This window comes from Scytonema hofmannii PCC 7110 (assembly GCF_000346485.2).
GTDB classification, from domain to species: Bacteria; Cyanobacteriota; Cyanobacteriia; order Cyanobacteriales; family Nostocaceae; genus Scytonema; species Scytonema hofmannii.
Map to the genome: position 1 here is coordinate 5,334,364 of NZ_KQ976354.1, position 23,615 is coordinate 5,357,978.

Sequence of the window (23,615 nt, forward strand, 5' to 3'; positions counted from 1 at the left end):
ACTTCGCGATCGCGTTTCTGAATGCCTAAAAATGTATAAGAAAATTTAATGGGAATTTCTACAGGAGGCTGGTGAATGGCTTCAACCGATTTCAAAGACTACTACGCAACATTGGGAGTTAGTAAAACTGCCACTCAAGAAGAAGTTAAGCAAGCTTTTCGTAAATTAGCTCGCAAATACCATCCTGATGTGAATCCCGGCAACAAGCAGGCTGAGGCACGCTTTAAGGAAATCAACGAAGCTTACGAAGTTTTGTCAGATTTAGACAAACGCAAAAAGTATGACCAATTTGGTCAATATTGGAAACAAGCATCTGAAGGCTTCCCGTCTGGTGGTGCTGGTGTTGACATGGGCGGTTTTGATTTTAGCCAGTATGGAAGTTTTGATGAATTTATCAATGAATTGTTAGGGCGCTTTGGCGGAAGTGCAAGTCCTCGTGGTGGGCGACAAACTTACAGCTATCGTACATCGACAAGTGGACCTAGTGGTTTTGGTGGTTTTAGTGACTTTGGAACTCAAGATGTTGGTTCTGCTGGTGCTACCCAAGATAGCGAAGCGGCAATTACCCTGAATTTCTCTGAAGCATTTCATGGCGTGCAAAAACACATCAACCTTGGCAGTGAAGTCATTGATGTTCGCATACCCGCAGGGGCAAAGACTGGCAGTCGTTTGCGTGTGAGGGGTAAAGGACCAGTTAACCCCTTCACACAGCAACGAGGTGATTTATATCTTAAGGTGGAGCTTCAACCCCATTCTGTGTTTCAATTTGAAGGTGATAATTTGGTATGTGAAATACCTATTACACCTGATGAAGCTGTTCTGGGCGCGTCTGTTGAAGTACCAACACCTGATGGTATGGTTACTGTTAAGATTCCTGTGGGAGTGCGATCTGGTCAATCTCTGCGCTTGCGTGGTAAAGGATGGCCTCAACCCAGAGGTGGACGTGGCGACCAGTTTATTAAAGTGGCGATCGTACCACCTAAAGATATTACTCCTCAAGAACGGGAGTATTATGAAAAAATCCGTGCGGCGCGTACTTTCAATCCCCGTGCTAATTTACAGCATATTAGGTTGTAGTAGAGTGTGGATTTTAACCGCACCCTGTAGCAGATGGACGCGGATGTAATTCTGCTCTATCTGTAGCTCTCTACTAAGCACTAACTACTAACTACTAACTGTATGTATTCACCTTACGATCGTCGTAGAAAAATCTCTTGGTTAACAAAATGTCCGAGCGTAGTTACGCCATTTTAGGAACTGGTGCATTAGGTGGCTTTTATGGTGCCAAACTGCAAAAAGCTGGTTTAGATGTCCACTTTTTGCTGAAGAGTGATTATGAATATGTCAGTAAATCTGGTTTGGTTATTGAGTCAAAAGATGGTGATTTCACCCTTAGACAAGTCAACGCCTACAATGATGTAGAAAAAATGCCACAATGCGATGTGGTGGCGATCGCATTAAAGACGACACAAAACCATTTATTGCCGCAGATGTTACTGCCACTCGTCAAAGATGATGGGGTAGTGTTGGTATTGCAAAATGGACTGGGGGTGGAAGAAGAAGTTGCCAAAATAGTTGGCAATGTCCGCATTATTGGTGGGTTGTGTTTTCTCTGTTCCAATAAGGTTGGAGCAGGACATATCCGCCACCTCGACTATGGACAAATTACACTAGGGGGATATGCGAATGGCTACGATCCTACTGGGATTACACAGAAGATGCGGCAAATTGCCGATGACTTGAAGAGTGCTGGGATATCAATAGAATTAACTGAAGACTTATTACTAGGTCGATGGAAAAAATTGGTGTGGAATATTCCCTATAATGGACTGTCTGTAATTCTCAACGCTAGAACAGATGAATTAATGTCCTATGTCCACACCCGCCAATTAGTTGAACAGTTGATGTATGAAGTTGCAGCTGGGTCTAAAAGTTGTGGGCGCATCATTGGCGATCGCTTCATTCAAACAATGCTGGATTACACCGTAAAGATGAAGCCTTATCGTACCAGCATGAAAATTGACTACGACGAAAGGCGGCCGATGGAAGTCGAAGCAATTTTTGGGAACCCATTACGGAAAGCGCATTCTAGGGGTGTGGATTTACCGCAGATTAGCTGTATATACCAGCAGCTAAAGTTTTTGGATGAGATGAGAAGAGTCGGAGATCGGGAAAATGCAGAAAAACTTTAGTTGTGGTTGTTGCCATTCAAAAAAAGACGTATGTAGAGACACGCTTGCGCTTAGATGAAAGAAAACCTGCAAATGCTTTCACATCCACAGGCAGTTTTTAGTATCGTCTAGTGTAGGACTTTAAATATTTATCAATGAAAGCTTGCCAAATTATGCAGAACGCCAGCATTCAGCAATTGCGATTACCAAAGAATGGAGCTAGAAGCGGTGCTGCTCATTGGTGACAAGTTAAAAACTAATACAGTTCAGTTATGCAGTTATTTAGAAACCCGGTATCTCCAAGATACCGGGTTTGGTGCTCCCCTCGCGACCCTTAACTGAACCGTATGGAGTTAAAAATAAGTAAACTTTGTCAATACCTCTAAATATAGAAATTCAGCAACTGCTCCACGCTAGCATTATGGTCAAGGAATGAAAATAGATGTTTGTAGCAGAGTTTGCCTTCTTTGTCTAACACAAATTGTGCTGGTAACGGTGCTCCTAAAGCTTGCCCAACTTCATATGTTTGAAATACACGGCAACTGGGATCGCTCAGCAATGGCATTTTTAAACCTAAATCTTTGACTACTATCTTACTTTCCCGTTGATTTGTACTGGTAATCAGCAAAAGTTCTATACCTCGATTTTGGAATTCTTCATAGTTCTCATTTAAGGCTTTGATGTGGGGAAAGCAAAAGGGACAATAATGTTTTTCTGTAAAAATCCGAGTAAAAGCAAGTATTATTGGTTGCTTTCCTCTGTAGCTTGATATTTTTACAGTAGTCCCGTTATTGATATCTGGGAGTTGAAAATCTGGTACAAATTGCCCTACCACTAAAGTATTTGTTGCAGGTATTGGTAGAAAGTTACGAAAAAAGCGCTCGTTCAATAATCCGTTTAGATTCATTGAATTTATCATAAACTTTATCCTTAATGATTATCAATATGATTCTAAATCGGTTTACTTAGAAAATATATTTGTAAGTTAATATTTCTATAACTTCTACAGCCTCAATCAACCTAATGTTTGTGGAGTGGGCGTCCTCGCCCGCCCTACTATGCACTTTTTAACCTAGGACGGGCTAGAAGCCCATCCCACTCAATAAAGAAGTTATCTGTTGGAGATCCCTTAGGTTTTACACAGCAGAGAAGTAGACTTTGGACTTCACGGGGTCGGGAACCATTGTCTTGTCACCTGGTTGCCAACCTGCAGGGCAAACTTCATCGGGATGAGATTGAACGTATTGAATAGCTTGCAGTGTCCGTAAAGTTTCATCAACGTTACGACCAAAAGCTAGGTTGTTGATGGTTGCGTGCTGGATAACACCATCTTTGTCGATGAGGAACAAACCGCGTAAAGCAACGCCGGCTGCTGGATCGAGAACGTTGTAAGCTGCGCTAATCTCTTTCTTGATGTCAGAAACTAAGGGGTAGTTTAAGTCTCCAACTCCACCAGACTTGCGATCGGTTTGAATCCATGCGAGGTGAGAAAACTCGCTGTCAACGGAAACACCAAGGATTTCAGTGTTAATTTTCTTGAATTCTTCGTGGCGATCGCTAAAAGCTGTGATTTCTGTGGGACAAACAAAGGTAAAGTCTAGGGGGTAGAAAAACAGTACCACGTACTTACCCCGATAGTCGGAAAGTTTGATTGTCTTGAATTCCTGATCTGCCACAGCAGTTGCTGTGAAGTCGGGAGCTTGTTGACCTACACGGAGGCATCCTTCTGATGGATAACTAAGAGGCATTACAAATATCTCCTTAAAATTACATCCGTCTAGTGAAGGATAAAGTTTGAAGTATGAAGGATGAAGTGTTAACTTTACCCTTAATCCTTTATCCTTTATGTCTTGTGACTTTGTTGAAAGTCTTTAACAGTTTAATTGCAATCTGTTACGACTATATCATAGTCATAACGATTTTGAGTAGCAAATGGTTGATTTAGATACAAGAGAATGGTTATTGACAAATGGCTTAGGAAGTTTTGCCAGTGGTACAGTGTCGGATATCCGCACTCGGACTTATCATGGCTGGCTGTTTGCCGCCACCAGTCCTCCCTCAAGGCGTACCCTGCTACTATCGCATCTAGAAGCCAGCCTCGAACTTCCAAATCGAATTATGGCACTAGGGACAAATTTTTGGGGTAGCGGTCAAATTGAGCCAAAAGGTTACCAACTCCTGCGCCGCTTTGAGATTAACCCAGTGCCAAAATGGATTTGGGGAGAAGACCACTGGCAAATAACGAGGCTTTTGGTCATGCCTTGTGGGTTTGTAGGGAGTAAGGAGTGGGGAGTAGGGAGTGGGGAAGAAAATTCTCATTCTCCATCTCTTCTCAGTCATCGGATTTTGATTCAGTACCGTTATGAGGGGACAGATGCTGCTACCTTGAGGCTGCGATTGCTTGTGAGCGATCGCGATTTTCACCACCAACAAAAAGCCATTCCAGAATTACAGTTTTCTCAAATGTTAGGGCAACAACAAGTTTGCTTGCAAGCTATTATTTCTAGAAGCTTTGGCACACCTTGGCAATTGCGGTGGACACGGGGAGAGTATCAAGCTGATGCAGTTTGGTACTGGAATTACGGTTTACCTGAGGAGACACTGCGAGGATTGGGCGATCGAGAAGATCTCTTCAGCCCAGGTTATTTAACTGTACGTCTCAATCCGGGTGATGCCGTCACACTAGAAGCACGAGTGGGTTTTCCCAACGAATTGCACGGCACTCTCACCTCAGATACTTTTGTAGAAGCTGTAGAAGCAGAACAAGAGCGACTGTCTCAAATTTTTCATAGGGCAATGGACAAGAAAACAACTAATGCCCCATACCCTATACCCCAAGCCCAAATACAGCAGCAACTCCTACAAGCCGCCGATCGATTTATCGTTTATCGTGCGTCAATTGATGGACCTACTGTCATTGCTGGATATCACTGGTTCAATGACTGGGGACGCGATACCTTAATTGCTTTACCCGGTTTGGCACTTGTTCCACAACGATATGATTTGGCAAAGGGACTTTTGCAAACCTTTGGGCGTTACTGTCACGCTGGTTTGATTCCCAATGCTTTTCCCGATATCGGTGGGGAGCCATTTTATAACAGTCTTGATGCAGCGCTATGGTGGATTGAAACTTTGGGGCTTTATTTAGAAGCGACTCAAGACTGGCAATTTTTGACAGAGCAATATCCTGTAGTACAACAGATATACAAAGCTTTTATTGGAGGAACTCGCTACAACATACAAGTGGATTCTATGGATTGGCTAGTTGGGTGGTACGCACGCAGTGTAGCTTTGACTTGGATGGACGCAGTGGTTGCAGGAGAACCGGTCACTCCTCGCCGTGGTAAGCCCGTTGAAATTAATGCCTTGTGGTACTCAGCGTTATGCTGGGCAAGTCGATGGGCAGAAATCTTGAGCGAGCATGGCACACCTGAAGATTCAGCGCGTTTTGCAAAACAAGCATTACGTTATGGGCAACAGGCACAACAGGTAAAAGCTTCGCTACAAAAATATTGGAATTCCCGATTGGGTTACTTGTATGACACTATTGAGCCTGACGATCGCCGCAATTGTCAAATTCGCCCAAACTCAGTTATAGCGCTTTCTCTTTCCCATTGTGCATTTTCTCAAGAACAGGGACGCCAAATACTTGACGTAGCTCGTTCTCACCTGCTCACTCCCTATGGATTGCGTACTCTTGCTCCTACTGACTCTGAGTATGTAGGTCAATACACGGGTAATCCCCAACAGCGAGATCGCGCATACCACCAAGGTACTGTTTGGAGTTGGCTCATCGGTCCTTTTATTCGTGCTTGGGAACGTTTTTATCCTCAAGAGCCATTACCCTTTGATTGGCAACCTTTGATTAATCACTTTCTGCATGAAGGCTGCATCGGCTCCATCTCTGAAATTTTTGATGGTGATGAACCACATAAACCCAAGGGTGCGATCGCGCAAGCTTGGTCTGTTGCTGAGGTCGTTCGACATATTAAGTTGTAAACTACCTACAACAACCTAAATACTTATCTAATCCACGTACTTTGCCCTGAGTTCCTCAATACTATTATGTTGAAACTGAGCATTTCATTTTAGTCGATACTTACATCAATCCCACTTCTTGCAAGCGCTTAGTTATTCGGTAATTAGCATCTGGAAATTCGCTAAAGCGTTTAAGTCGAGTGTGTAAGTCAGCGATTACATCATGTGGCATCGCTGTAAGCTTTAATATGATTGTAATTGGGTCAAAGTCAGTGCCTATGCCGATTTCATTATAATTAATAGAGTTTATCGCTTTAATTATCTTAGCAGTGAAGGCAAGCACTTCACACGGTTTACCTCTTAGTGCCGCAATCATGAAATTCAATTCGGCTTCTGAGAAGTATCGTTTTAAATAAATATGAGAAGATGGATACATACACTTGACAAACAGTTAGTGGTTAAAGTCTTGGAATGATTAACAGTACCCAGAATAAACTGAATACTGTTTGACTTAGTTTTTTACCGAACTGTATAGCCGAAAAAGGGGGTAAAGCACCCAAAAGTATTTAGGAGTAGAAAAGCTTTCTCTCTTCAAGTATTCAATATATACATGAAAAGAAGATGAACAATTAATGAGAAAGTTCTCACCACCCATCAGCCAAGTGAGAAAATTTCTCGCTTAGGGTCTTTGTTAGGGCAATACCATATCTTAGGTGCGCTTGGCGATCGCACCCGGTTACAGGTCATTGAGCTACAGTCGTTGCCTAATATTTCATGATCGAAGAGACGCGGGGCGGCAGCCCCTTGGGTCTAAAACCCCAATTTCTATAAGTTGTCAACTAGGTTGAGGTTCAATCCCCATCTGAGATATCCCCGTGTCCCCGCGTCTCTTTCTTGAATTGAGCCTCTCTCCCAAAATGAATGGTTTTAGCTGGCAAGAGCAACCTGGTCAACTATTCTGATGCGATCCCCAGTATTTGCACCTCTTGTCTTAGTCAACTTATTTACATTAAAAACGCCAATTTATACAACTGGCGTCAAAATTTGTTTTCTGCTAAAAGCCTAACCAGATACGAAAGTCTTATGTTGTAGCATTGTTTTGAGCGTTAGAGGCGTACAAATCAGAAAATAATTTCGTATCTCACAGTAGCCTGTTTATCTCTTACTACATCACTTTAACAATTTCCCGTTTCATCATTCATATTTCTTAAGGGATTTCCAAGAAATAAATTATCCAATCTTGTGGTACGGGCGTCCTCGCCCGTCCTCTATAAGTCAATACGGTTCAGTTAAGAGTCGCGAGGGGAGCACCAAACCCGGTATCTTGGAGATACCGGGTTTTTAAATAACTGCTTAACTGAACTGTATTGCTCTATAAGTGGCGGGCGGGACGCCCACACCACAAGAGAAAGTTGGATATTTTTTATTTGGAAGTCCCTAAATGGCTCAGGTCGGAGTTGAACCAACGACCCCAGGCTTATGAGTCCCGTGCTCTAACCAACTGAGCTACTGAGCCTTAACGTTCCTTACGCTTTCTCAATATAACATACAGATTTTTTCTTGACTACTCACGCAGGCAATTAATTTTTGAGCCAATGGCTAATAGCTAATGGTAAGAAACAATTAGCTATTAGCAATGAACCATTAGCAAAAAAGTTTAATAGAGGGAGACTAACTCCCTCTGTTAGCAAAGTTTTCATCTAGTTACAACCCGCCCCTTATTACAGGCGTTCTTTGGGAAGGAAGGCAATGGGATTCACTGCTCCCTTACCCGACGGGTGAACTTCAAAGTGTAGGTGGGGACCTGTGCTAAAACCGGTGCTGCCCATTGCAGAAATTTGTTGTCCCTGTTGGATGGGTTGACCTGGTTGCACCATAATACGGCTGTTGTGACCGTAGCGAGTCAAGGTGCCATCAGAATGGCGAATATCTACTAAGTAGCCGTAACCACCGTTATTCCAACCAGCCCTTTCAACAACACCTTCAGCGACGGCATGAATTGGCGTACCAGTTGCGTTAGCGATGTCAATCCCCCGGTGCATTCTTCCCCAGCGAGGACCGTAACCAGAAGTAAGGACACCCTTGGCTGGCCACATATAACCAGTGGTGGAAGTCGATGGAGGGGCTAGAGTTTCATCAATCGGTCTGGGTAGATATCTATCTACTGCTGCCAAAGGTGGTAACTGTGGAGTAACGGTTGTTCCCTGCATGGTTCCCAACACTTCGGAAGCATTCATCCCTCTTGAAGGAGTTGCCACCCGAGGGGCGCGCAGTAACTCTGGATTAACAGGTTCGTTTGCGGGTCTGCGATTGCCAACTATGGGTTTAACGGGTTGACGGTTCCCGTTACCAGTCATTGGCTTTGGCACTGGAATGGATATTGCACCATTCACTCTAGGTGATGAAAACTGTAACGACGAACTGTTTGGCGTGGGAACCTGAATTTGTACCGCGCTCTCATTCTCATTGGATTGAGACACTGTTACTGGCGTACTATCTGTTTCAGAGACTGCTGGAACGACAACACTGCCAGATTGCTGAGCACGGTATTTTTCCCGCAGTTTGTTAATTTCTGCTTGTAAACTACGAAGACGTTGAGAGTCTTTGACTTTTCTTGCGGCTGAGGAATGAGATTTTTGGGCTTCTCTCATTTCGGCAAAAACTGTTGGTACTGGGCTATCACCACCAACACCAAAAGAAGAAGCAGCCGAAGAGTTTGTTTCAGAGTTTGTAGCAGAAGTTGCCGATCGCTCTGTTGTTGATTCTGTCTTAATCGAACTATCTGCAATGACTGCTGTTGGGACGGTGACATTGCTATTGTTAGGAACCAAGCTGTTGGTGTTACCTTGTGCAACTTGATTTTTCCGAACGGAATCATCAGCCACAATCGGTGTGTTTACAGGAACACTGGCATTGTTCTCAATCGATTTATCAGCAGTTGTTCCCGCAAGCCTGTTTTTCCAAGTGGAGTTGTTTGGAACAGCTGGTGTCGGAGTCGTGACACTGCTGCTGTTGGCAATTGAGTTACTAGCACTCTCTTGTGAAGTACTCGCAGTATTGCCAAAGACAACAGGACTTTGGGGAGTCGCGTTTGCAGATCGCGGACGGGCGATCGCTACTGAACTCGAAGTGCTGCGGTTTTCTGTGACAGGAACTGTCAGTTTTTGGTTAATCCGGAGTTGATTTGGATTGTTGAGATTATTGACCTTAACGAGTTCGGAAACTGAAGTGTTGTAATTGCCAGCAATCTCAGCTAGCGTATCTCCAGGTTTTACTTCGTAGGTTGCAGATGCTTGTACTGATGGATTGACACCTGCGGCAGTTGGTACTTGTGTTGGTACCTTAGTTGTTTCCAACCTCTGCCTTAACCTCGATAAGAGTTTTTCTCTTTCTACATTGCTTGCTGTCTCTGATGGCTCTGTTACAGTGTTTCTCGATTCTATTTGTGGCTTTTTCTCAAGCACTGTTACCTGTGGCACCCCTGCGGGCATAACTGGCAATGCTTCTTGAGCTTGATTTGACCGCAACTCCTTTAAACTTTTTCTTAGACGGTCTGATTTTTGCTGTAATTGGTTCAGCGCGAACTCTTGCTGCGCCTTCAGTTGAGCATTGACTTCTGGCTCTACTGGATCTTCTGTCTGCACTGCTTCTTGTTGAGCAGGTGCTGACATAGCTTGAGTTCCAACAAAACCTGAAGCATTAGAGAGCGTTTGTACGGTCTCTTCCTGCTTGATGGTTTGTTGTTGAACGGTGGTTGTTTCCAAAGAAACGCTCCGATCCTCTACCGCTTGAGATGAGTTGGAAACTACCACTGGCAAAGACACTGGCTGTAAGGGCGTGACCTTTGACGAACCTTGCCACTTAGCTCTTAGCTCAGCGACTTGGGAAATTGCTGTAGGTTCAACCACAGCAGGGCTTTCTGGCAGACTCACCGATGATACGGCTTGCACCTGCGGCTGAGTTGTGGGAGCCAATTTCACCTTGGTGTCAGAAGCCGCTGGAATTGTTGAGGCTGTGTTCTGATTGCCTACTGGCTCTGCTGCGATAGCTCGATCGCTCTGTCGAGTTACCAAAAGGCTGGTTGCTCCCATGGAGATTGCCAAACCAATCATTGCAGCTTTTGTCGGCACCCGGTGGTTGTTTAAGCGTGGATGAATTGCGTTTACCTGTTCCACCGGAACATCATCGCTTTGGTTATTTTCCAACTCAGCCTTTTCTTTCTTCTTCAATGCTCGTTTCAAAGACGACCTCCTACGATCACTAGCGCTTAACTGATCTTTTTTCCAGTTGGATACTAGTCAATGATTTAGATCACCAGAAAACTAGATCGAGATCACATACTTCAGAGATACTTACGCAAGATTACCTTGCTTCTCTGATTTAGACAAGTTCACACTATATATCAAAAATTTAAATTTAAGAGTTTACTTGTCTGTCTCATGCCTCACACCTTAAAACACACACCATATAAGTTTTTCTCTTTACAGTTGTTTTTAGCTTTTTTGTTTGAGTTAGTTGGGCTGTTTCTGTAGCCGTTGTAACCTCTTGCCACTAGATGCTGCAACTTCATCACATAAAACTCACCCTGCTGTAGATATCTTCAAAGTTTTTCCTTCCAATCCGTCTACCTCACACGCGACTTTACGTTGATTATTCCCCAAAAAACAACCGTATTAACTCGCAGGCTATTTTTCTGGGGAATCAAATTACACTCATCGATACATAACTTAAATGCTTACTTTGACTGGCTTTCCAGATTTTTGTTCCCCTGTTGCAGGGCAACCCAAATTCACAAAAATCTATCGTTTTTCTTTAGCTCTTCACCTCTAGATATATACAAATTTCTTATATATCTCTATCTCTTCTCTTAAGTATTTGCCCCTAATTTTTGAGAACTATGATAAATTTTAGTATAATTTACATCATTCTTACCGCATAAGTAACTGCAAAATCTTTTTACGTAATTTTCTCTACAGAGAATATTGATTAACTTGAAGTCCGCAACTTTACTTAGGAATTCCAATACCCGTTTTTTAGTACAGCATGGTGTAGATAAACTAACCATTAAAAATCATTTAAAAGCTTAGAATACAAGCTTTTGCGCCTTCTGCCTTATTATCGCTCTCTATTGCAAGTAACCAAGCTGACGGCGGGCTTCAAATAAACCTACGGCTACACTCACCGAAAGATTTAAGCTACGGACATTCGGTTCGTTCATGGGAATGTAGAGAGTGGTATCACAAGCCGATTTAACTTCAGGTGCTAGCCCAGTCGTTTCACTGCCAAATAGCAACCAGTCATCAGGTTGAAATTGAAAGCTAGCGTAATTACAACGCCCACCAACGCTAAAGCCCAGCCATCTTCCACCTCGCAACTGATGCACTGCTTTAAAAGCTTCCAGAGATTCATGATAGTGGAGTTTGACAAAAGGCCAGTAGTCCAATCCAGCTCTTTTCAGGTAGCGATCGCTGATTTCAAACCCCAGCGGTCCTACCAAATGCAATTCAGTACCTGTAGCCGCACAAGTACGAGCAATATTCCCCGTGTTGGGAGGGATCAGTGGGTTAACTAAAACAACCTGGGGCATTTGCGGAGAAAGAGATATATTAGAACAAACAATGTATCAAATTTTCCAAATCTATCTACAGATAGAAGTTATCTATAGTTTTTTTTTATAAATCTTTTTTAACACTTGTGATTAGAAATTTAAAATTGCTACAGAATCTTTTAAGAACAGTTTTTTATAGTTCTACAGATACATATGACGATTTTTTACAAAATGTATAGCTAAATTCAATATACAAAAAATTTATCTAAAAACCGGGCTGCTAGAAGAAAATCTGTTTTATGGGGATTTTGGATTTTGGATTTTGGATTTTGGATTTTGGATTGAGGATTGAGGATTGGGGATTAAGTTATTGTTCCTAGTCCCCTACTCCCTACTCCCTACTCCCTACTCCCTACTCCCCACTCCCCAATTAAATGACAGAAGAACACAATTTGTCTTCTAATTCAATTTCGCGTTCCTTAGCTGCGCCAATCGCTTGGGAAATAATGTGTCTTGGGCTAATACCCAAAGCATAGAGTTGCAGCCATTGTTGGGCTTCATTGCCTTCTCGCAGAATTTTTTGTAACGGTGATAGAAAACAAGCAAAACCGTGTTGTTTTGCGATCGCCCATACATCCTGATAGATTTCATTAATCCAATCTCTAGCTGAGAGAGTTCTGCCATCTTGCCAATGCCTGAGTTGAGCATCAAGACTGGTAGTGGCAGCAGCTGCTTCATTTGCCATTGAGAGAGAGATGAGTTCCTCAGGTGAGAACTTACTTTGAATTAAAGGATCTAACTGAGGGTTTTCGATAACCTGTAACAACCGTGCTTCTAGGAAAGCAGTAATGGCAAGCAAGGCGACTGGATCTATGACTAGATCGCAAATTCGTAACTCCAGACGATTTAAATCATATGGACGGCGATCGCCATTTGGTCTAACTGACATCCACAAATGACGAACATTTTGCATTGTGCCAGCTGCCAACTGACTTTCCACCCATTGAACGTGGTGGGCGTGGCTTTCAAACAAAGGCACATAAGCAGGCGTTTGTGGAAAAATGCCCCATCGAGTGGAGTGATAACCTGTTGCTTTTCCATCGATAAAAGGCGATGAAGCACTAAGAGCAAGGAACAAGGGCGCTTCCACCCTAATAATTCGGCACGCCCGCATTAATAATTCCAAATCGCTAATGCCTATATTGATATGAACGCTGGCTGTAACGACTTTTGTTCCGTAACTTTGCTCAATGTAATCGTGATAAGGATTTGTTGGATCGGAGCGAAAGAAGCGAGTACTATCACCTAAGGATAAAGAACTTCCTGGGATGACAGTATAGTCGCCCAATTGCTTGATATAATTTCGCAACTTTATACGAGGCTGTAGTAAAGCACACAACAACTGGTCGTAACTTTCTGATGGTGCCGTTGTGTATTCTACGTTGCGGTTATCTGGCTCTCGTACAAATCCATCTAAAGATGTGACAATCTTATCGGAGAGACCGACGATATCACCATTGGCTGTACCAGTGTACATCTCTACTTCAAAGCCTTTTGACAGCACCTTAATTTTCCCCTCGGCTCTCCATACTTCTAAATTGTATCTGGAATAACGAAATTTCTGCATCCTACATTTGGGTTAGTGGTTAGTGGTCACTGGTCACTGGTCACTGGTCACTGATTAGTAGCTACCAACAACTAACAATTAACAAATACGATATACTTCGCTAGCAGCACGATGCAGGAGCGAGTGACGCCATACCAGCGATTTCATATCATCAGCGTAACCACCGCCAATCACACAGGCGGTAGGGTAACCAGCTGCAACGCAGGTACTCAAAACCTGCATTTCGCGCCGAAAAATGCCTGTATCTGTGAGTGCTAATTTTCCCAAAGAGTCACCTATATGAGGGTCTACACCAGCGTCGTAAAATACCAAATCTGGCTTGACATTAGATAACAAATCTGGTAGAGAATTTGCCAACGTTTGCAAGTAAGCATCATCTTCCATTCCCACTGGTAAAGGAACATCTAAATTGCTTTTCTGTTTTGTACCTGGAAAATTGACTTCACAGTGCATTGAGAAAGTAAAAACACTATCATCTTCCTGAAAAATAAAAGCAGTGCCATCTCCTTGATGCACATCCAGATCTACAATCAAAATTTGTTGAACAAGACCGAGTTTTTGCAACACGCGGGCTGCAATTGCCAAATCGTTGAAAATGCAAAAACCAGATCCATAACTGGGAAAAGCATGATGAGTTCCGCCTGCAGTATTGCAAGCCAAACCGTTCTGAAGTGCGAGTTGAGCAGTGAGAATAGTACCGCCAACTGCTACACAGGTACGATTGACTAGTGCTGGACTCCAAGGTAAGCCGATGCGCCGTTGTGCTTTGGCATCTAAAGTACCTTCGATGTAAGCTTGAACGTACTCCGCAGTGTGAACTAACTCGATAAATTCTTTTGGTGGACGCGAGGGTTGATGAAATTGTTCTTTTTGTGCCACCCCATCATGTAGTAGCAGTTCATAAAGTAATTTAAACTTGGGCATCGGGAAGCGATGACCTTCGGGTAATGAGGCAACGTAATCGGGATGGTAAATAATAGGTAAATCCATATGACTCTATTGAAACTCGTCTCTCCTAGTGGAAAGACGAGGAGGTGTTTTAATTACAAGAGATGTGATACTTTTTGGTACTTACTCAGAGCCAGCAAAGGAAAAACTTGTTGATAGAGGTGATATTTCAAATAGAAATGTCCTGGAAAACCGGTTCCTGTAAACTCTGATTCGTACCAAGTGCCATTGGGCTTTTGTGTTTCTGTTAAATAATGGATTCCCCGTTGAATTGCGGTACGCGCAAACTTACCAGTTGCTTCACCTGCAGCTATTAATCCCAATAAAGCCCACGCTGTTTGAGATGCTGTGCTGGTTCCTTTACCTTTTAGGCTTGGGTCATCGTAGCTTCTACAAGTTTCTCCCCAACCACCATCGGTATTTTGACACCCAACTAACCAAGCTGCACCTTTTTCGATCCGAACTTGTGTTCTTTCTGGAGCTATGAGAGATAAAGCTGTCAAAACTCCACTTGTGCCATAAATATAGTTCACGCCCCAACGACCAAACCAGCAACCTTCCGGTTCTTGCTCTTGCAAAAGATAGGTAATTGCTCGTTCAAGTTTGTCATCATCAATAAACAGGTTACAGCCACCAAGCATTTCTAACACCCTGGCTGTAACATCTGCGGTATTTGGATCGATCATGGCTTTGAGATCCCCATAGGGAATGAGGTTGATCCAATCTTGGTCGTTATCCAGATCGAAAGCAGCCCAACCACCAGCCCGACATTGCATGGAAGCAATCCAGTTAACAGCACGAGTCATTGCTGCTTGTTTCAATTTTTCGTTGGGAAGTTTTACCACATCCAACGCCATGACTACGACGGCTGTATCGTCTACATCGGGATAAAAGCTATTATCAAATTCAAATGCCCATGCTCCTGGTTTGCCTTGGCGATTTTTCACCGACCAATCACCATAATCCAGAATTTGCTTGTTTAACAACCATTCTCCTGCTCTCACAAGAGCAGGGCGATCTGGTGCTAATCCTGAAGCAACAAGCGATCGCATCACCCAAGCGGTATCCCAAACAGGGGAAATACAAGGTTGTACTGTGTAGGTATTCTCTGTTTCAATGACAAAATTGTCAACGGCTCGCAATCCTCTTTCGACAATGGGGTCTGCTGCATCGTAACCCAAAGCCCGTAAAGCGAGTAGTGAATTGAGCATAGCAGGAATAATACCACCCCAATCACCTGTTGCTTCTTGTCGCTCTAATATCCATCGCTCTGCAGCCTGAATACCTTCTTCGCGGAAAGGCACTAAATTCAAGTTTTCTGCTAATTTAAAAGCATTGTCAAGTATAATGAATACATCCGTCCAATCACCTTGACGGGGTAACTCAAATTTGGCTCCCTCGACACCTTCAGTATAAAGTTCGTCTAAGGTGATAGCTGGGTTAGTGACAAACACTGGTTTGCGATCGCAAACAATCAGTAGTGGGACAGTACTTGACCTAGCCCAGCTAGACATCTCGTAGATATTAAATAAAAAATTTGAGGGTAATAACATCACCCAAGGTGGTAGCGAAGGAATACCCCGCCAGTCGTAGCATCCTATCAAAGCTAGGTGTAGCTTCGTAAAAATACGAGTTCGGCTGATACCACCACGCTCCAAGATAAACTTCCGCGCTTTCACCATCCCCGGATCTGTCTCTGAAACACCAAGCAACTTCAGTGCCATATATGCTTCAACTGAGGTACTGAGTTCCCCTCCATCTCCGTAAAAAAGTTCCCAGCCTCCGTGGTCTCGTTGTTGAGCACGCAGATACGCTTCAACTTTGTGTAAAGGTCTTTCGCTGTCCGTTCCCCAAATTTTATGGAGAAGGACAACTTCGGCTGTTATTGTAACATTTGATTCTAGCTCAGCCCACCAATAACCATCCGGATATTGAAGCGAAAGAAGATAATTCTGATTAGATGCGATCGCGAATTGTATACGGGAAACTGTCTGTTTGTCCTGTATTTGCATAGTTTTCCGCTTGTCCTCACAAACTCCACACACTGATAACACGTAGAAAAATTCTTTTCCTACCATGAGTTGCATTGTAATGTGTTTTTTGTGTAGAAATATGAAAATACGATGAGCATTGAAATTGGATTGTGGCTTTCGGTTCTCTCCTTAACAATTTGGATTGTACTCGTAAGTTTTTGGGGTCAGTTTTGGCGGTGCAATCAACAATTTACAAGACAGGAAACAGATTTACCCATGTTCCCCAGTGTGTGTGTTGTTGTACCTGCAAGAAATGAAGCCGACGTACTACCAATCTCTTTGCGATCGCTCCTCACCCAAGATTATCCTGGTTCTCTCTCTTTTGTTTTGGTAGACGATGGAAGTACAGATGGGACAGCTAGTGTTGCTTTTAACATTGCCCAAGAACTCAACAAATCTGACCAATTGAAAGTTTTGAGTGCAGAACCACTGCCTTCCGGTTGGACGGGTAAGTTGTGGGCGCTACACCAAGGTATTCAGTATACTCAAACTCTCAAGGAGCCACCAGATTATTTTCTTCTCAGCGACGCCGATATTGAACACGATGCGTTGAATGTCCGTTCTTTAGTTGTAAAAGCACAACAAGAAAATTTAGAGCTTGTTTCCCTGATGGTAAAGCTGAGGTGCGAGCATTTTTGGGAAAAACTACTCATTCCAGCCTTTGTCTTTTTCTTTCAAAAACTTTATCCCTTCCCTTGGGTTAACGATCCCACGAAACCCACAGCAGCTGCGGCGGGTGGATGTATCTTGATAAGCCGTGAAGCTTTAAACGAAATTGGCGGTATTGAGAGCATTCGGACTGCACTCATTGATGATTGTACCCTAGCGCAAGCGGTGAAGAAGAGAAGACTGGGGATTGGGGACAAGGGAGAACATTCTATTTTGTCTTCCCCTACTCACCACTCCCCACTCACGACTCCCCCCCAAATGTCTTCCCCTACTCACCACTCCCCACTCACCACTCCCCCCAAAAAAGGTCGAATTTGGCTGGGGCTAACTCACTCAACCTACAGCTTGCGACCTTATACATCCCTAGAAACAATTTGGAATATGGTAGCCCGAACTGCTTTTACACAGCTACATTATTCTTTAGGGATGTTAATAGTCACTCTATTCGGGATGATACTTGTTTACATGGTGCCACCTCTATGTGCAATTACCGGAGCGATCGCCGGAAACTGGATTGTAGCGATTGTGGGTTTATTTGGTTGGCTTTTGATGTCTTACGCCTACTTCCCCACAGTGAAATTTTATAGTTGTTCCCCTTTATTCGCATTTTGCTTAAGTGCGATCGCATTCCTTTACACGCTGATGACATTAGATTCTGCATTGCGTCATTGGCAAAAGCGCGGAGGAGCCTGGAAAGGACGAGTATATTCTGAAACTTTAGGTTAGTTGTTAGTTGTTAGTTGTTAGTTGTTGGTTGTTAGTTGTTAACTACTAACCACTATCCACTAACCACTATCCACTAACCACTATCCACTAACCACCAACCAAATTTTATGACTTCTATCGCTCGTAAAAATTTACTTGAAGATATTCCTCGCTTTCTTGTAGCGCAAGCAGGAATCATGTTTGCCGTTAGTTTAGTCACAATTCAAACGGGTCTGCAATACGGCTTTTCCCAATCCTCTTCCCAGTTGATTTCTCAATCTCGTGCTGATATTTGGGTAACTTCCAAAAATATGCAGCATATAGGGCTAACTACACCGATAAATTACGAGCAACTGGCAAAAGCTCGTCAAGTAGCAGGTGTAACCCAAGCAGAAGGAGTTATCATTCGTGGTGGGTTATGGCACGAACAAGAATCAGACAAAATCAGCTCGATTACAATGGTTGGTGCAGTATCGGGAGGAATGTTGTTTCCTACCTCAAATATTATCAATGGAAGTTTTAGCGATCTCAAGGAACCCTACAGGTTTATCATCGACCAAACGAGTTTAAAATCCCTTAATTTACAAAAATTGGGTGAGGTCGGAGAAATTAATGATATACCAGCAAAGTTGGTAGGATTTACGGAAGGAACTCAATCAATTGTTTTTGGGACTTTAATGTTCACCTCTTTAGAAAGCGCGAACACCTATGCTAATTACAGTTCACAGAAAGCTCCTATAAGTGACATTGGTTCGGTTCCCAAACAGCTAGCATCCACAGATCCGATTAGCTTTATTTTGATTCGAGCAAAACCGGGTCAAAACATAGAACAACTCAAGCGGAAGTTGGAAGAGACTTTGCCGGATACCCGTGCTTATACTCGTGAGGCGATGGCTGAAGTCACACAAAGTTACTGGCAAGAACGATCTGGAATTGGATTTGTTCTCGGTATTGGTGCTGTCGTTGGGATTGTTGTGGGATCGGTGGTTGTGAGCCAAATTCTTTATGCCTCTGTCTCAGATCATATCAAAGAGTTTGGAACGCTTAAAGCCATGGGAGCGTCTGATTGGTTTATATATAGTGTCATTATTGAGCAAGGACTTTGGATGGCAATTATAGGTTACATACCGGGTATGGCTGTTTGCCTGGGGGTAGCAGCTTGGACAGCAACGTCTCAGGGAATAGTGATTCTCATTACACCAACATCAGCAGCTGTTGTTCTAGGTATTACAGCTTTGATGTGTGTCTGTTCGGCTATCTTTGCCATTCAAAAGGTGACTCGCGTAGATCCAGCCATTGTATTCAAAGGATAGCTTTCTTGCCGTAGTTCGACCTACACAAAATATTGTGGTGTTTGCTACAAAATATTAAGGAGCGATTGTGTCAGCAATTTAACGCACAAAACAATTTTTCAAGAAAAAGTTGATATGTATAATATGCTAATAATAGGAGAAAATGGCTGAATTTAAATTGAACTCTGATGAGTTAACGAATAATAGATATCAAAACTATACTCCTTCAGTAGCGGCGATCGCTGCTGAAGGCGTGGAAATGACTATTCAATCCAAGCAAGATAATTTTCAAATTCTTAAAGGAATTAACTGGGAAATTAAAAAAGGTGATATAGAAATTTTGATGGGACCCTCTGGCTCTGGCAAAACGACATTACTATCGATTTTAGCAGGGTTGTTAACGCCAACATTTGGTAGGGTATACCTACTTGGGCAAGAGATTACCAAAATGTCTCGAACTCAGTTATCACGCTTTAGAAGAGAGAACATTGGTTTTATTTTTCAAGATTTCAACTTGTTCCCCGCACTAACAGCGCTTGAAAATGTGGAAGCAGCTTTGAATGTAAAAGGGTTTCGAGGAAAGCAAGCGCGCACGCAAGCTCAAACGATGCTGGAACTTGTGGGATTGGGAGATAAAGCAAAGCAACTTCCCCGCGATTTGTCTGGAGGGCAAAAACAACGGGTGGCGATCGCACGTGCTTTAACCGGTCATCCACAGTTAATTATGGCAGATGAGCCAACAGCTGCTTTAGATTCTCATAGCGGACATGTGGTGATGGAGTTACTAAGCGGACTGGCAAAAGAACAAGGCTGCACGGTTTTGATTGTAACTCACGATCCCCGAATTTTGGACTTGGCTGATGGAATTGCCCATATAGAAGATGGATACCTCAAACAGTAACGGCGATTGAAATCTCAGAATTTCTCGGTCATAGTTTTCGGGAAGGGCTAACTGCTGTATGGCATTTTGCATACTGCGGCGTAACTTGGGAACTGTGACCCAAACAGGGAAGCGATCGTCAGCAAATTCCAAAAAAGTGGAAAAAAGTTCAAGAGTGTTGTTTCAAGGGTGCATAAAACTACGCAAGCAGATCTATAGAACGAGTGAAGGGGTTAAAACCCACAACCAAATTAACAACTACAAGGATTTCTAAATTATGCAATTTCCAAGGACTTTTTCTACTCGTTTTATTCTTGGTTTGATTGTAACTGCTCCTACAGTTTTCCTATCTACTTTTGGTAGCGCGATCGCACAACCCGTTTTCCAACCTACATTGTCAAAACCCCAGGGAAACCTTGAAATCAAAAAACCAAGCTCTAATCTAACTCATCCTGGAGTTGCCAAACTTTTACAGCAAGCAAAAAATGACCCCGTATTTTTCCGCGCTCTGACTTCCAATCCAGAGCAGGCGCTTGCTAATATCAATTATCTCGATCCAGCGACTAAGGCTGCATTAGCTAAACTCATTCCTGAAGAAATTGCTACGGGCGGTCTCTCAGAAGCCGCAAGTGGTTGTGTTTGCACGGGTTGCTGTGTTACGAAGATTGGTAAACCCGGTCAAGCGGAAAGACTAGATCCCATACGCAATTTACCATCTGGCGGATTTAATCGAATTAATATACCTGCTAAAGGTATCAACAATCGCTAGTAGTTTACCACATTTAAGTTGATTTAGATCCCCGACTTCGCAGAAGTCGGGGATATGGTAGCTATACAATCTCTAGTTTTTGCTATAAAAATTTGTTAATTACAATGGAGAAAATTTTAAATGTTTGGCAATGCTTTGCTGAAAAAAAATTCATATTTTCAACAAGAGTTGATTGATTTTGATAGAAATTATTATGATATTATCACATCTTTTGGTCTTAAGGCTAAAACATCCTTTCCATGGGTTATGGTTGGCGAAACCAACCAAGTTCAAGGTTGGAAACTACATATTTCATCTATTCCTATAGAAGCAGCTAACCTTCTTGCAAGAGTTGTTCCCTTCTTAAAAAAACACCAATGTGTCTTTAAAGTCGCTCTTGATATGAGTATTTTATATGAACTTAATGAAGGAAATTTAGGTTCAACTCAAATTGGTAAGTTTATTACTGTTTATCCCAGGTCAAATTATGAAGCTAGATTTTTAGCTGAAACTTTGGTAGAGATCACTCAATATTTTTCCGGTCCAGTTATTGTCACGGATCTCCGGCTTGGTGATGTTGTTTATACGAGATACGGCAGTTTTAACTCTATTCAAAGTCAAGACCGTTTGGGATTGAGTGTATCAGCAATATATACCTCAAACGGCTCTTTAGAGAAGGATTCTTATAGCGTACCGTTTGTTCCTCCTCATGACGTTGCCAATCCATTTACGGATTTTTTCATCTCATCAGAACCATATCACAGTTTGGTTCTAACAGGAGAATCTCCGTTATCCCATGAATCTGACAAACTCTTTGGACCGGGCTATTTATTTTTGGAAGTTATTAAACAGCATCCTAAAGGAGCGGTATTTCGCGGTATCGATTTGCGGAGTCAAGAAAACGTTAGTATCAAAATCATTAAGCAGGGACGACAGCATTGTGTTTCAGATGAGTACGGGCGGGATATCCGGACGCGTTTGCAACGTCAAGAAAGTTTACACAATTTTCTTTATGGTTTAGTTCCGATTCCCAAAGTCGATCCTTATTTCGAGGTCAAAGGTGATGGTTATCTACCTATTGAATATATTGAAGGTCAAAGTCTGGATTCATTGGTAAGTTCTTCTTTAACCAATCGTTCATGGCGTAGTTTGTCTCTGAGTGCAAAAACTCAATTACTGTCTTATCTAGAGAAATTAATTTCTGCTGTTCAAGCATTGCACGGTGCTGGATACGTTCATCGCGATTTAACAGGAGCCAATATTTGGATTGGTGCTGATGAAAAAGTTTATTTGCTAGATTTAGAACTGGCACATAATATAAAAGATAACACTCCAGCTTTTATTTTGGGAACTCCAGGTTTTATGTCCCCCGAACAAGAGGCTGGAGAACCACCAGCTTTTACGGATGATATATACGCTATAGGTTGTCTCATAATTTTACTTTTAACTGGACTACCTCCACACCTGCTTCTTTTTGCTAATGAACAAAATAGAGTTAATCAGTGGTTAGAGTTAACTCATGATGTGCCTATTGAGTTAGTGGAAATAGCAGCACAATGTGTAAAATGTAATGCTATAGAAAGACCAGATTTACAACAGATTAAAATGACAGTTTTAGAAAGTAAAGCTGGATTAATCAGCTGTATTAACACTCAGGATTTTGCAAGTTTATCGATTAGAAGTCAGATAAATGACTTCATAGTTAAAGGACAGCAAGGTCTCCTAGATGCTGTTATCAGCGATCGCACCACAGGTTTGTGGCTGTCTTCATCTGTTAACAATATGCTGCATCAAGATATCAAAGCAGTGCGGTTTTATGAAGTTCGTCGCAGTGCAAATACCGGTGTAGCAGGAGTTGTTTATTTGTTAAGTCGATTAGCTCGATTTGGTTACGACACAGAAGCAGTGCGCGATCGCGTTCAAAAGGCGATACAGTGGTTGCTCTGGGATGACACCACACCCGATAAACAATTACCAGGATTGCATTTTGGTGAAGCGGGTGTTGCTGTCGCCATAGCCGAAGCTATCTCTAGCGGACTGATTCAACGCGATCGCCAAATTGATGCTTTTTTGATGCAAGCGCTTTCTGGCAAACTTGATTGGTCTGACATCACTCATGGCGCAGCAGGTCAGGGAGTTGCAGTACTCTATTGTGCAGATCGGTTGCAAGATGCAACACTCTTGGGTCTTGTCCATCGTTGTGCAAATTATCTCATCAATACCCAAAAAGATGATGGTTCCTGGGAAACACCTCCTGGTGTAGAGAATATGTCAGGTCAGATATTAACAGGATTTGCACATGGTGTTAGTGGGATTGTTTATTTTTTATCTGAATACGCATATCGTTTTGACAGCAGTGCTGCAGAAAAAGCATGGCAAACAGGAGCAGATTGGTTGTTCGAGCAAGCTCATTTAACTCAAGACCAGCAAGGTCTTGAATGGTACGTAAGTGATACTCAAAAAGATAAATGGAAGTGGTGGTGTCACGGTTCACCAGGTATTGCTTTGACCTTTTTAAGATTGTACGAACACACAAAAAACGATGCTTATGCTGAAATTGCAATTCACGCTCTTCAAGCCCATCCAATAGACATGAGACACCGAAATCTCAGCCAATGTCATGGTTTAAGTGGACTGGGTGAGATTTATTTAGAAGCAGCCAGAATTCTTGGCGATCGCCAGTGGCTTGAGAGAGCAGAAAACATAGCCAAGACTCTGATTGCTCTTCGACAAGAAACGGATCGAAGTTCCATCACCTGGTTAGTCGAAAATCTCTATCAGCCCACTGCGGATCTTATGATTGGTGCAGGTGGTATTATACACTTCTTGTTAAGACTTTCTTTACAAGCAGAAAAAATTGGTTTTCCTCTTTTACTCGACCCTATTAAATAATTGTGGACGATGAGAGAGATTAGAACATGATATAACAATTCTATTAGATTCTTTGACATCTTACCTTCGCGCTCTTTGCGTCTTTGTGGTTCAAAAAAATTTTTTAACCGCAAAGACACAAAGA

The 23,615-nt window shown here is 42.6% G+C and carries 16 protein-coding genes and 1 tRNA gene; 8 read left to right on the plus strand and 9 right to left on the minus strand.

Annotation, left to right across the window (positions count from 1 at the left end; all coding sequences use genetic code 11):
• The first annotated feature begins 75 nt into the window (after positions 1-75).
• On the plus strand, positions 76-1,077 hold the full coding sequence (locus WA1_RS22140) for a DnaJ C-terminal domain-containing protein (RefSeq protein ID WP_017744503.1): 1,002 nt from the start codon (positions 76-78) through the stop codon (positions 1,075-1,077).
• Positions 1,078-1,226: 149 nt separating this feature from the next.
• A complete protein-coding gene (locus tag WA1_RS22145) occupies positions 1,227-2,192 on the plus strand; it encodes a putative 2-dehydropantoate 2-reductase (protein WP_017744502.1) in 966 nt (321 codons plus the stop codon).
• 361 nt (positions 2,193-2,553) lie between these two features.
• On the opposite strand, the gene WA1_RS22150 is transcribed toward WA1_RS22145, so the two are convergent.
• Together WA1_RS22150 and WA1_RS22155 are read right to left on the minus strand one after the other, a co-directional pair.
• Positions 2,554-3,090 carry a peroxiredoxin family protein gene (locus WA1_RS22150; RefSeq protein ID WP_017744500.1) on the minus strand — a complete coding sequence of 179 codons (537 nt, stop codon included), beginning with the start codon at positions 3,088-3,090 and terminating at the stop codon, positions 2,554-2,556.
• 217 nt (positions 3,091-3,307) lie between these two features.
• Complete coding sequence (locus WA1_RS22155; protein WP_017744499.1) at positions 3,308-3,919, minus strand: peroxiredoxin; 612 nt, start codon at positions 3,917-3,919, stop codon at positions 3,308-3,310.
• A 184-nt stretch (positions 3,920-4,103) separates the two neighbouring features.
• On the opposite strand from WA1_RS22155, the gene WA1_RS22160 reads away from it, so the two are divergent.
• On the plus strand, positions 4,104-6,170 hold the full coding sequence (locus tag WA1_RS22160) for an amylo-alpha-1,6-glucosidase (RefSeq protein ID WP_017744498.1): 2,067 nt from the start codon (positions 4,104-4,106) through the stop codon (positions 6,168-6,170).
• Positions 6,171-6,270: 100 nt separating this feature from the next.
• Here WA1_RS22160 and WA1_RS22165 read toward each other — a convergent pair whose 3' ends face one another.
• The 7 genes from WA1_RS22165 to shc form a co-directional block, all read right to left on the minus strand.
• Complete coding sequence (locus WA1_RS22165; protein WP_026134775.1) at positions 6,271-6,585, minus strand: hypothetical protein; 315 nt, start codon at positions 6,583-6,585, stop codon at positions 6,271-6,273.
• 1,006 nt (positions 6,586-7,591) lie between these two features.
• Positions 7,592-7,665, minus strand: a tRNA-Met gene (locus WA1_RS22170).
• 205 nt (positions 7,666-7,870) lie between these two features.
• A complete protein-coding gene (locus WA1_RS22175) occupies positions 7,871-10,390 on the minus strand; it encodes a peptidoglycan DD-metalloendopeptidase family protein (RefSeq protein WP_017744496.1) in 2,520 nt (839 codons plus the stop codon).
• 884 nt (positions 10,391-11,274) lie between these two features.
• A complete protein-coding gene (locus WA1_RS22180) occupies positions 11,275-11,736 on the minus strand; it encodes a tRNA (cytidine(34)-2'-O)-methyltransferase (RefSeq protein ID WP_017744495.1) in 462 nt (153 codons plus the stop codon).
• Positions 11,737-12,127: 391 nt separating this feature from the next.
• Positions 12,128-13,261 carry a glutamate--cysteine ligase gene (gene gshA, locus WA1_RS22185; RefSeq protein WP_026134774.1) on the minus strand — a complete coding sequence of 378 codons (1,134 nt, stop codon included), beginning with the start codon at positions 13,259-13,261 and terminating at the stop codon, positions 12,128-12,130.
• Between the two features lie 141 nt (positions 13,262-13,402).
• A complete protein-coding gene (locus WA1_RS22190) occupies positions 13,403-14,314 on the minus strand; it encodes a histone deacetylase family protein (RefSeq protein WP_017744493.1) in 912 nt (303 codons plus the stop codon).
• A 53-nt stretch (positions 14,315-14,367) separates the two neighbouring features.
• On the minus strand, positions 14,368-16,284 hold the full coding sequence (shc, locus tag WA1_RS22195; protein WP_017744492.1) for a squalene--hopene cyclase: 1,917 nt from the start codon (positions 16,282-16,284) through the stop codon (positions 14,368-14,370).
• Positions 16,285-16,395: 111 nt separating this feature from the next.
• On the opposite strand from shc, the gene WA1_RS22200 reads away from it, so the two are divergent.
• The 5 genes from WA1_RS22200 to WA1_RS22220 all read left to right on the plus strand — a co-directional run bounded on the left by WA1_RS22200 (position 16,396) and on the right by WA1_RS22220 (position 23,491).
• On the plus strand, positions 16,396-17,700 hold the full coding sequence (locus tag WA1_RS22200; RefSeq protein WP_017744491.1) for a glycosyltransferase: 1,305 nt from the start codon (positions 16,396-16,398) through the stop codon (positions 17,698-17,700).
• 107 nt (positions 17,701-17,807) lie between these two features.
• Positions 17,808-18,992, plus strand: a complete 1,185-nt coding sequence (locus WA1_RS22205) for an FtsX-like permease family protein (protein WP_017744490.1) — start codon at positions 17,808-17,810, stop codon at positions 18,990-18,992.
• Positions 18,993-19,134: 142 nt separating this feature from the next.
• On the plus strand, positions 19,135-19,872 hold the full coding sequence (locus WA1_RS22210) for an ABC transporter ATP-binding protein (RefSeq protein WP_017744489.1): 738 nt from the start codon (positions 19,135-19,137) through the stop codon (positions 19,870-19,872).
• A 256-nt stretch (positions 19,873-20,128) separates the two neighbouring features.
• Positions 20,129-20,620, plus strand: a complete 492-nt coding sequence (locus WA1_RS22215) for a hypothetical protein (RefSeq protein ID WP_017744488.1) — start codon at positions 20,129-20,131, stop codon at positions 20,618-20,620.
• 120 nt (positions 20,621-20,740) lie between these two features.
• Positions 20,741-23,491 carry a lanthionine synthetase LanC family protein gene (locus WA1_RS22220; protein ID WP_017744487.1) on the plus strand — a complete coding sequence of 917 codons (2,751 nt, stop codon included), beginning with the start codon at positions 20,741-20,743 and terminating at the stop codon, positions 23,489-23,491.
• Positions 23,492-23,615 lie beyond the last annotated feature (124 nt).

What these genes read in the sequence shown, in the direction of transcription:
- WA1_RS22140 (WP_017744503.1), top strand. Translation starts at nt 76, where the DNA reads ATGGCTTCAACCGATTTCAAAGACTACTACGCAACATTGGGAGTTAGT.
- WA1_RS22145 (WP_017744502.1), top strand. Translation starts at nt 1,227, where the DNA reads ATGTCCGAGCGTAGTTACGCCATTTTAGGAACTGGTGCATTAGGTGGC.
- WA1_RS22150 (WP_017744500.1), bottom strand. Translation starts at nt 3,090, where the DNA reads ATGATAAATTCAATGAATCTAAACGGATTATTGAACGAGCGCTTTTTT.
- WA1_RS22155 (WP_017744499.1), bottom strand. Translation starts at nt 3,919, where the DNA reads ATGCCTCTTAGTTATCCATCAGAAGGATGCCTCCGTGTAGGTCAACAA.
- WA1_RS22160 (WP_017744498.1), top strand. Translation starts at nt 4,104, where the DNA reads ATGGTTGATTTAGATACAAGAGAATGGTTATTGACAAATGGCTTAGGA.
- WA1_RS22165 (WP_026134775.1), bottom strand. Translation starts at nt 6,585, where the DNA reads ATGTATCCATCTTCTCATATTTATTTAAAACGATACTTCTCAGAAGCC.
- WA1_RS22180 (WP_017744495.1), bottom strand. Translation starts at nt 11,736, where the DNA reads ATGCCCCAGGTTGTTTTAGTTAACCCACTGATCCCTCCCAACACGGGG.
- WA1_RS22190 (WP_017744493.1), bottom strand. Translation starts at nt 14,314, where the DNA reads ATGGATTTACCTATTATTTACCATCCCGATTACGTTGCCTCATTACCC.
- shc (WP_017744492.1), bottom strand. Translation starts at nt 16,284, where the DNA reads ATGCAAATACAGGACAAACAGACAGTTTCCCGTATACAATTCGCGATC.
- WA1_RS22200 (WP_017744491.1), top strand. Translation starts at nt 16,396, where the DNA reads ATGAGCATTGAAATTGGATTGTGGCTTTCGGTTCTCTCCTTAACAATT.
- WA1_RS22205 (WP_017744490.1), top strand. Translation starts at nt 17,808, where the DNA reads ATGACTTCTATCGCTCGTAAAAATTTACTTGAAGATATTCCTCGCTTT.
- WA1_RS22210 (WP_017744489.1), top strand. Translation starts at nt 19,135, where the DNA reads ATGGCTGAATTTAAATTGAACTCTGATGAGTTAACGAATAATAGATAT.
- WA1_RS22215 (WP_017744488.1), top strand. Translation starts at nt 20,129, where the DNA reads ATGCAATTTCCAAGGACTTTTTCTACTCGTTTTATTCTTGGTTTGATT.
- WA1_RS22220 (WP_017744487.1), top strand. Translation starts at nt 20,741, where the DNA reads ATGTTTGGCAATGCTTTGCTGAAAAAAAATTCATATTTTCAACAAGAG.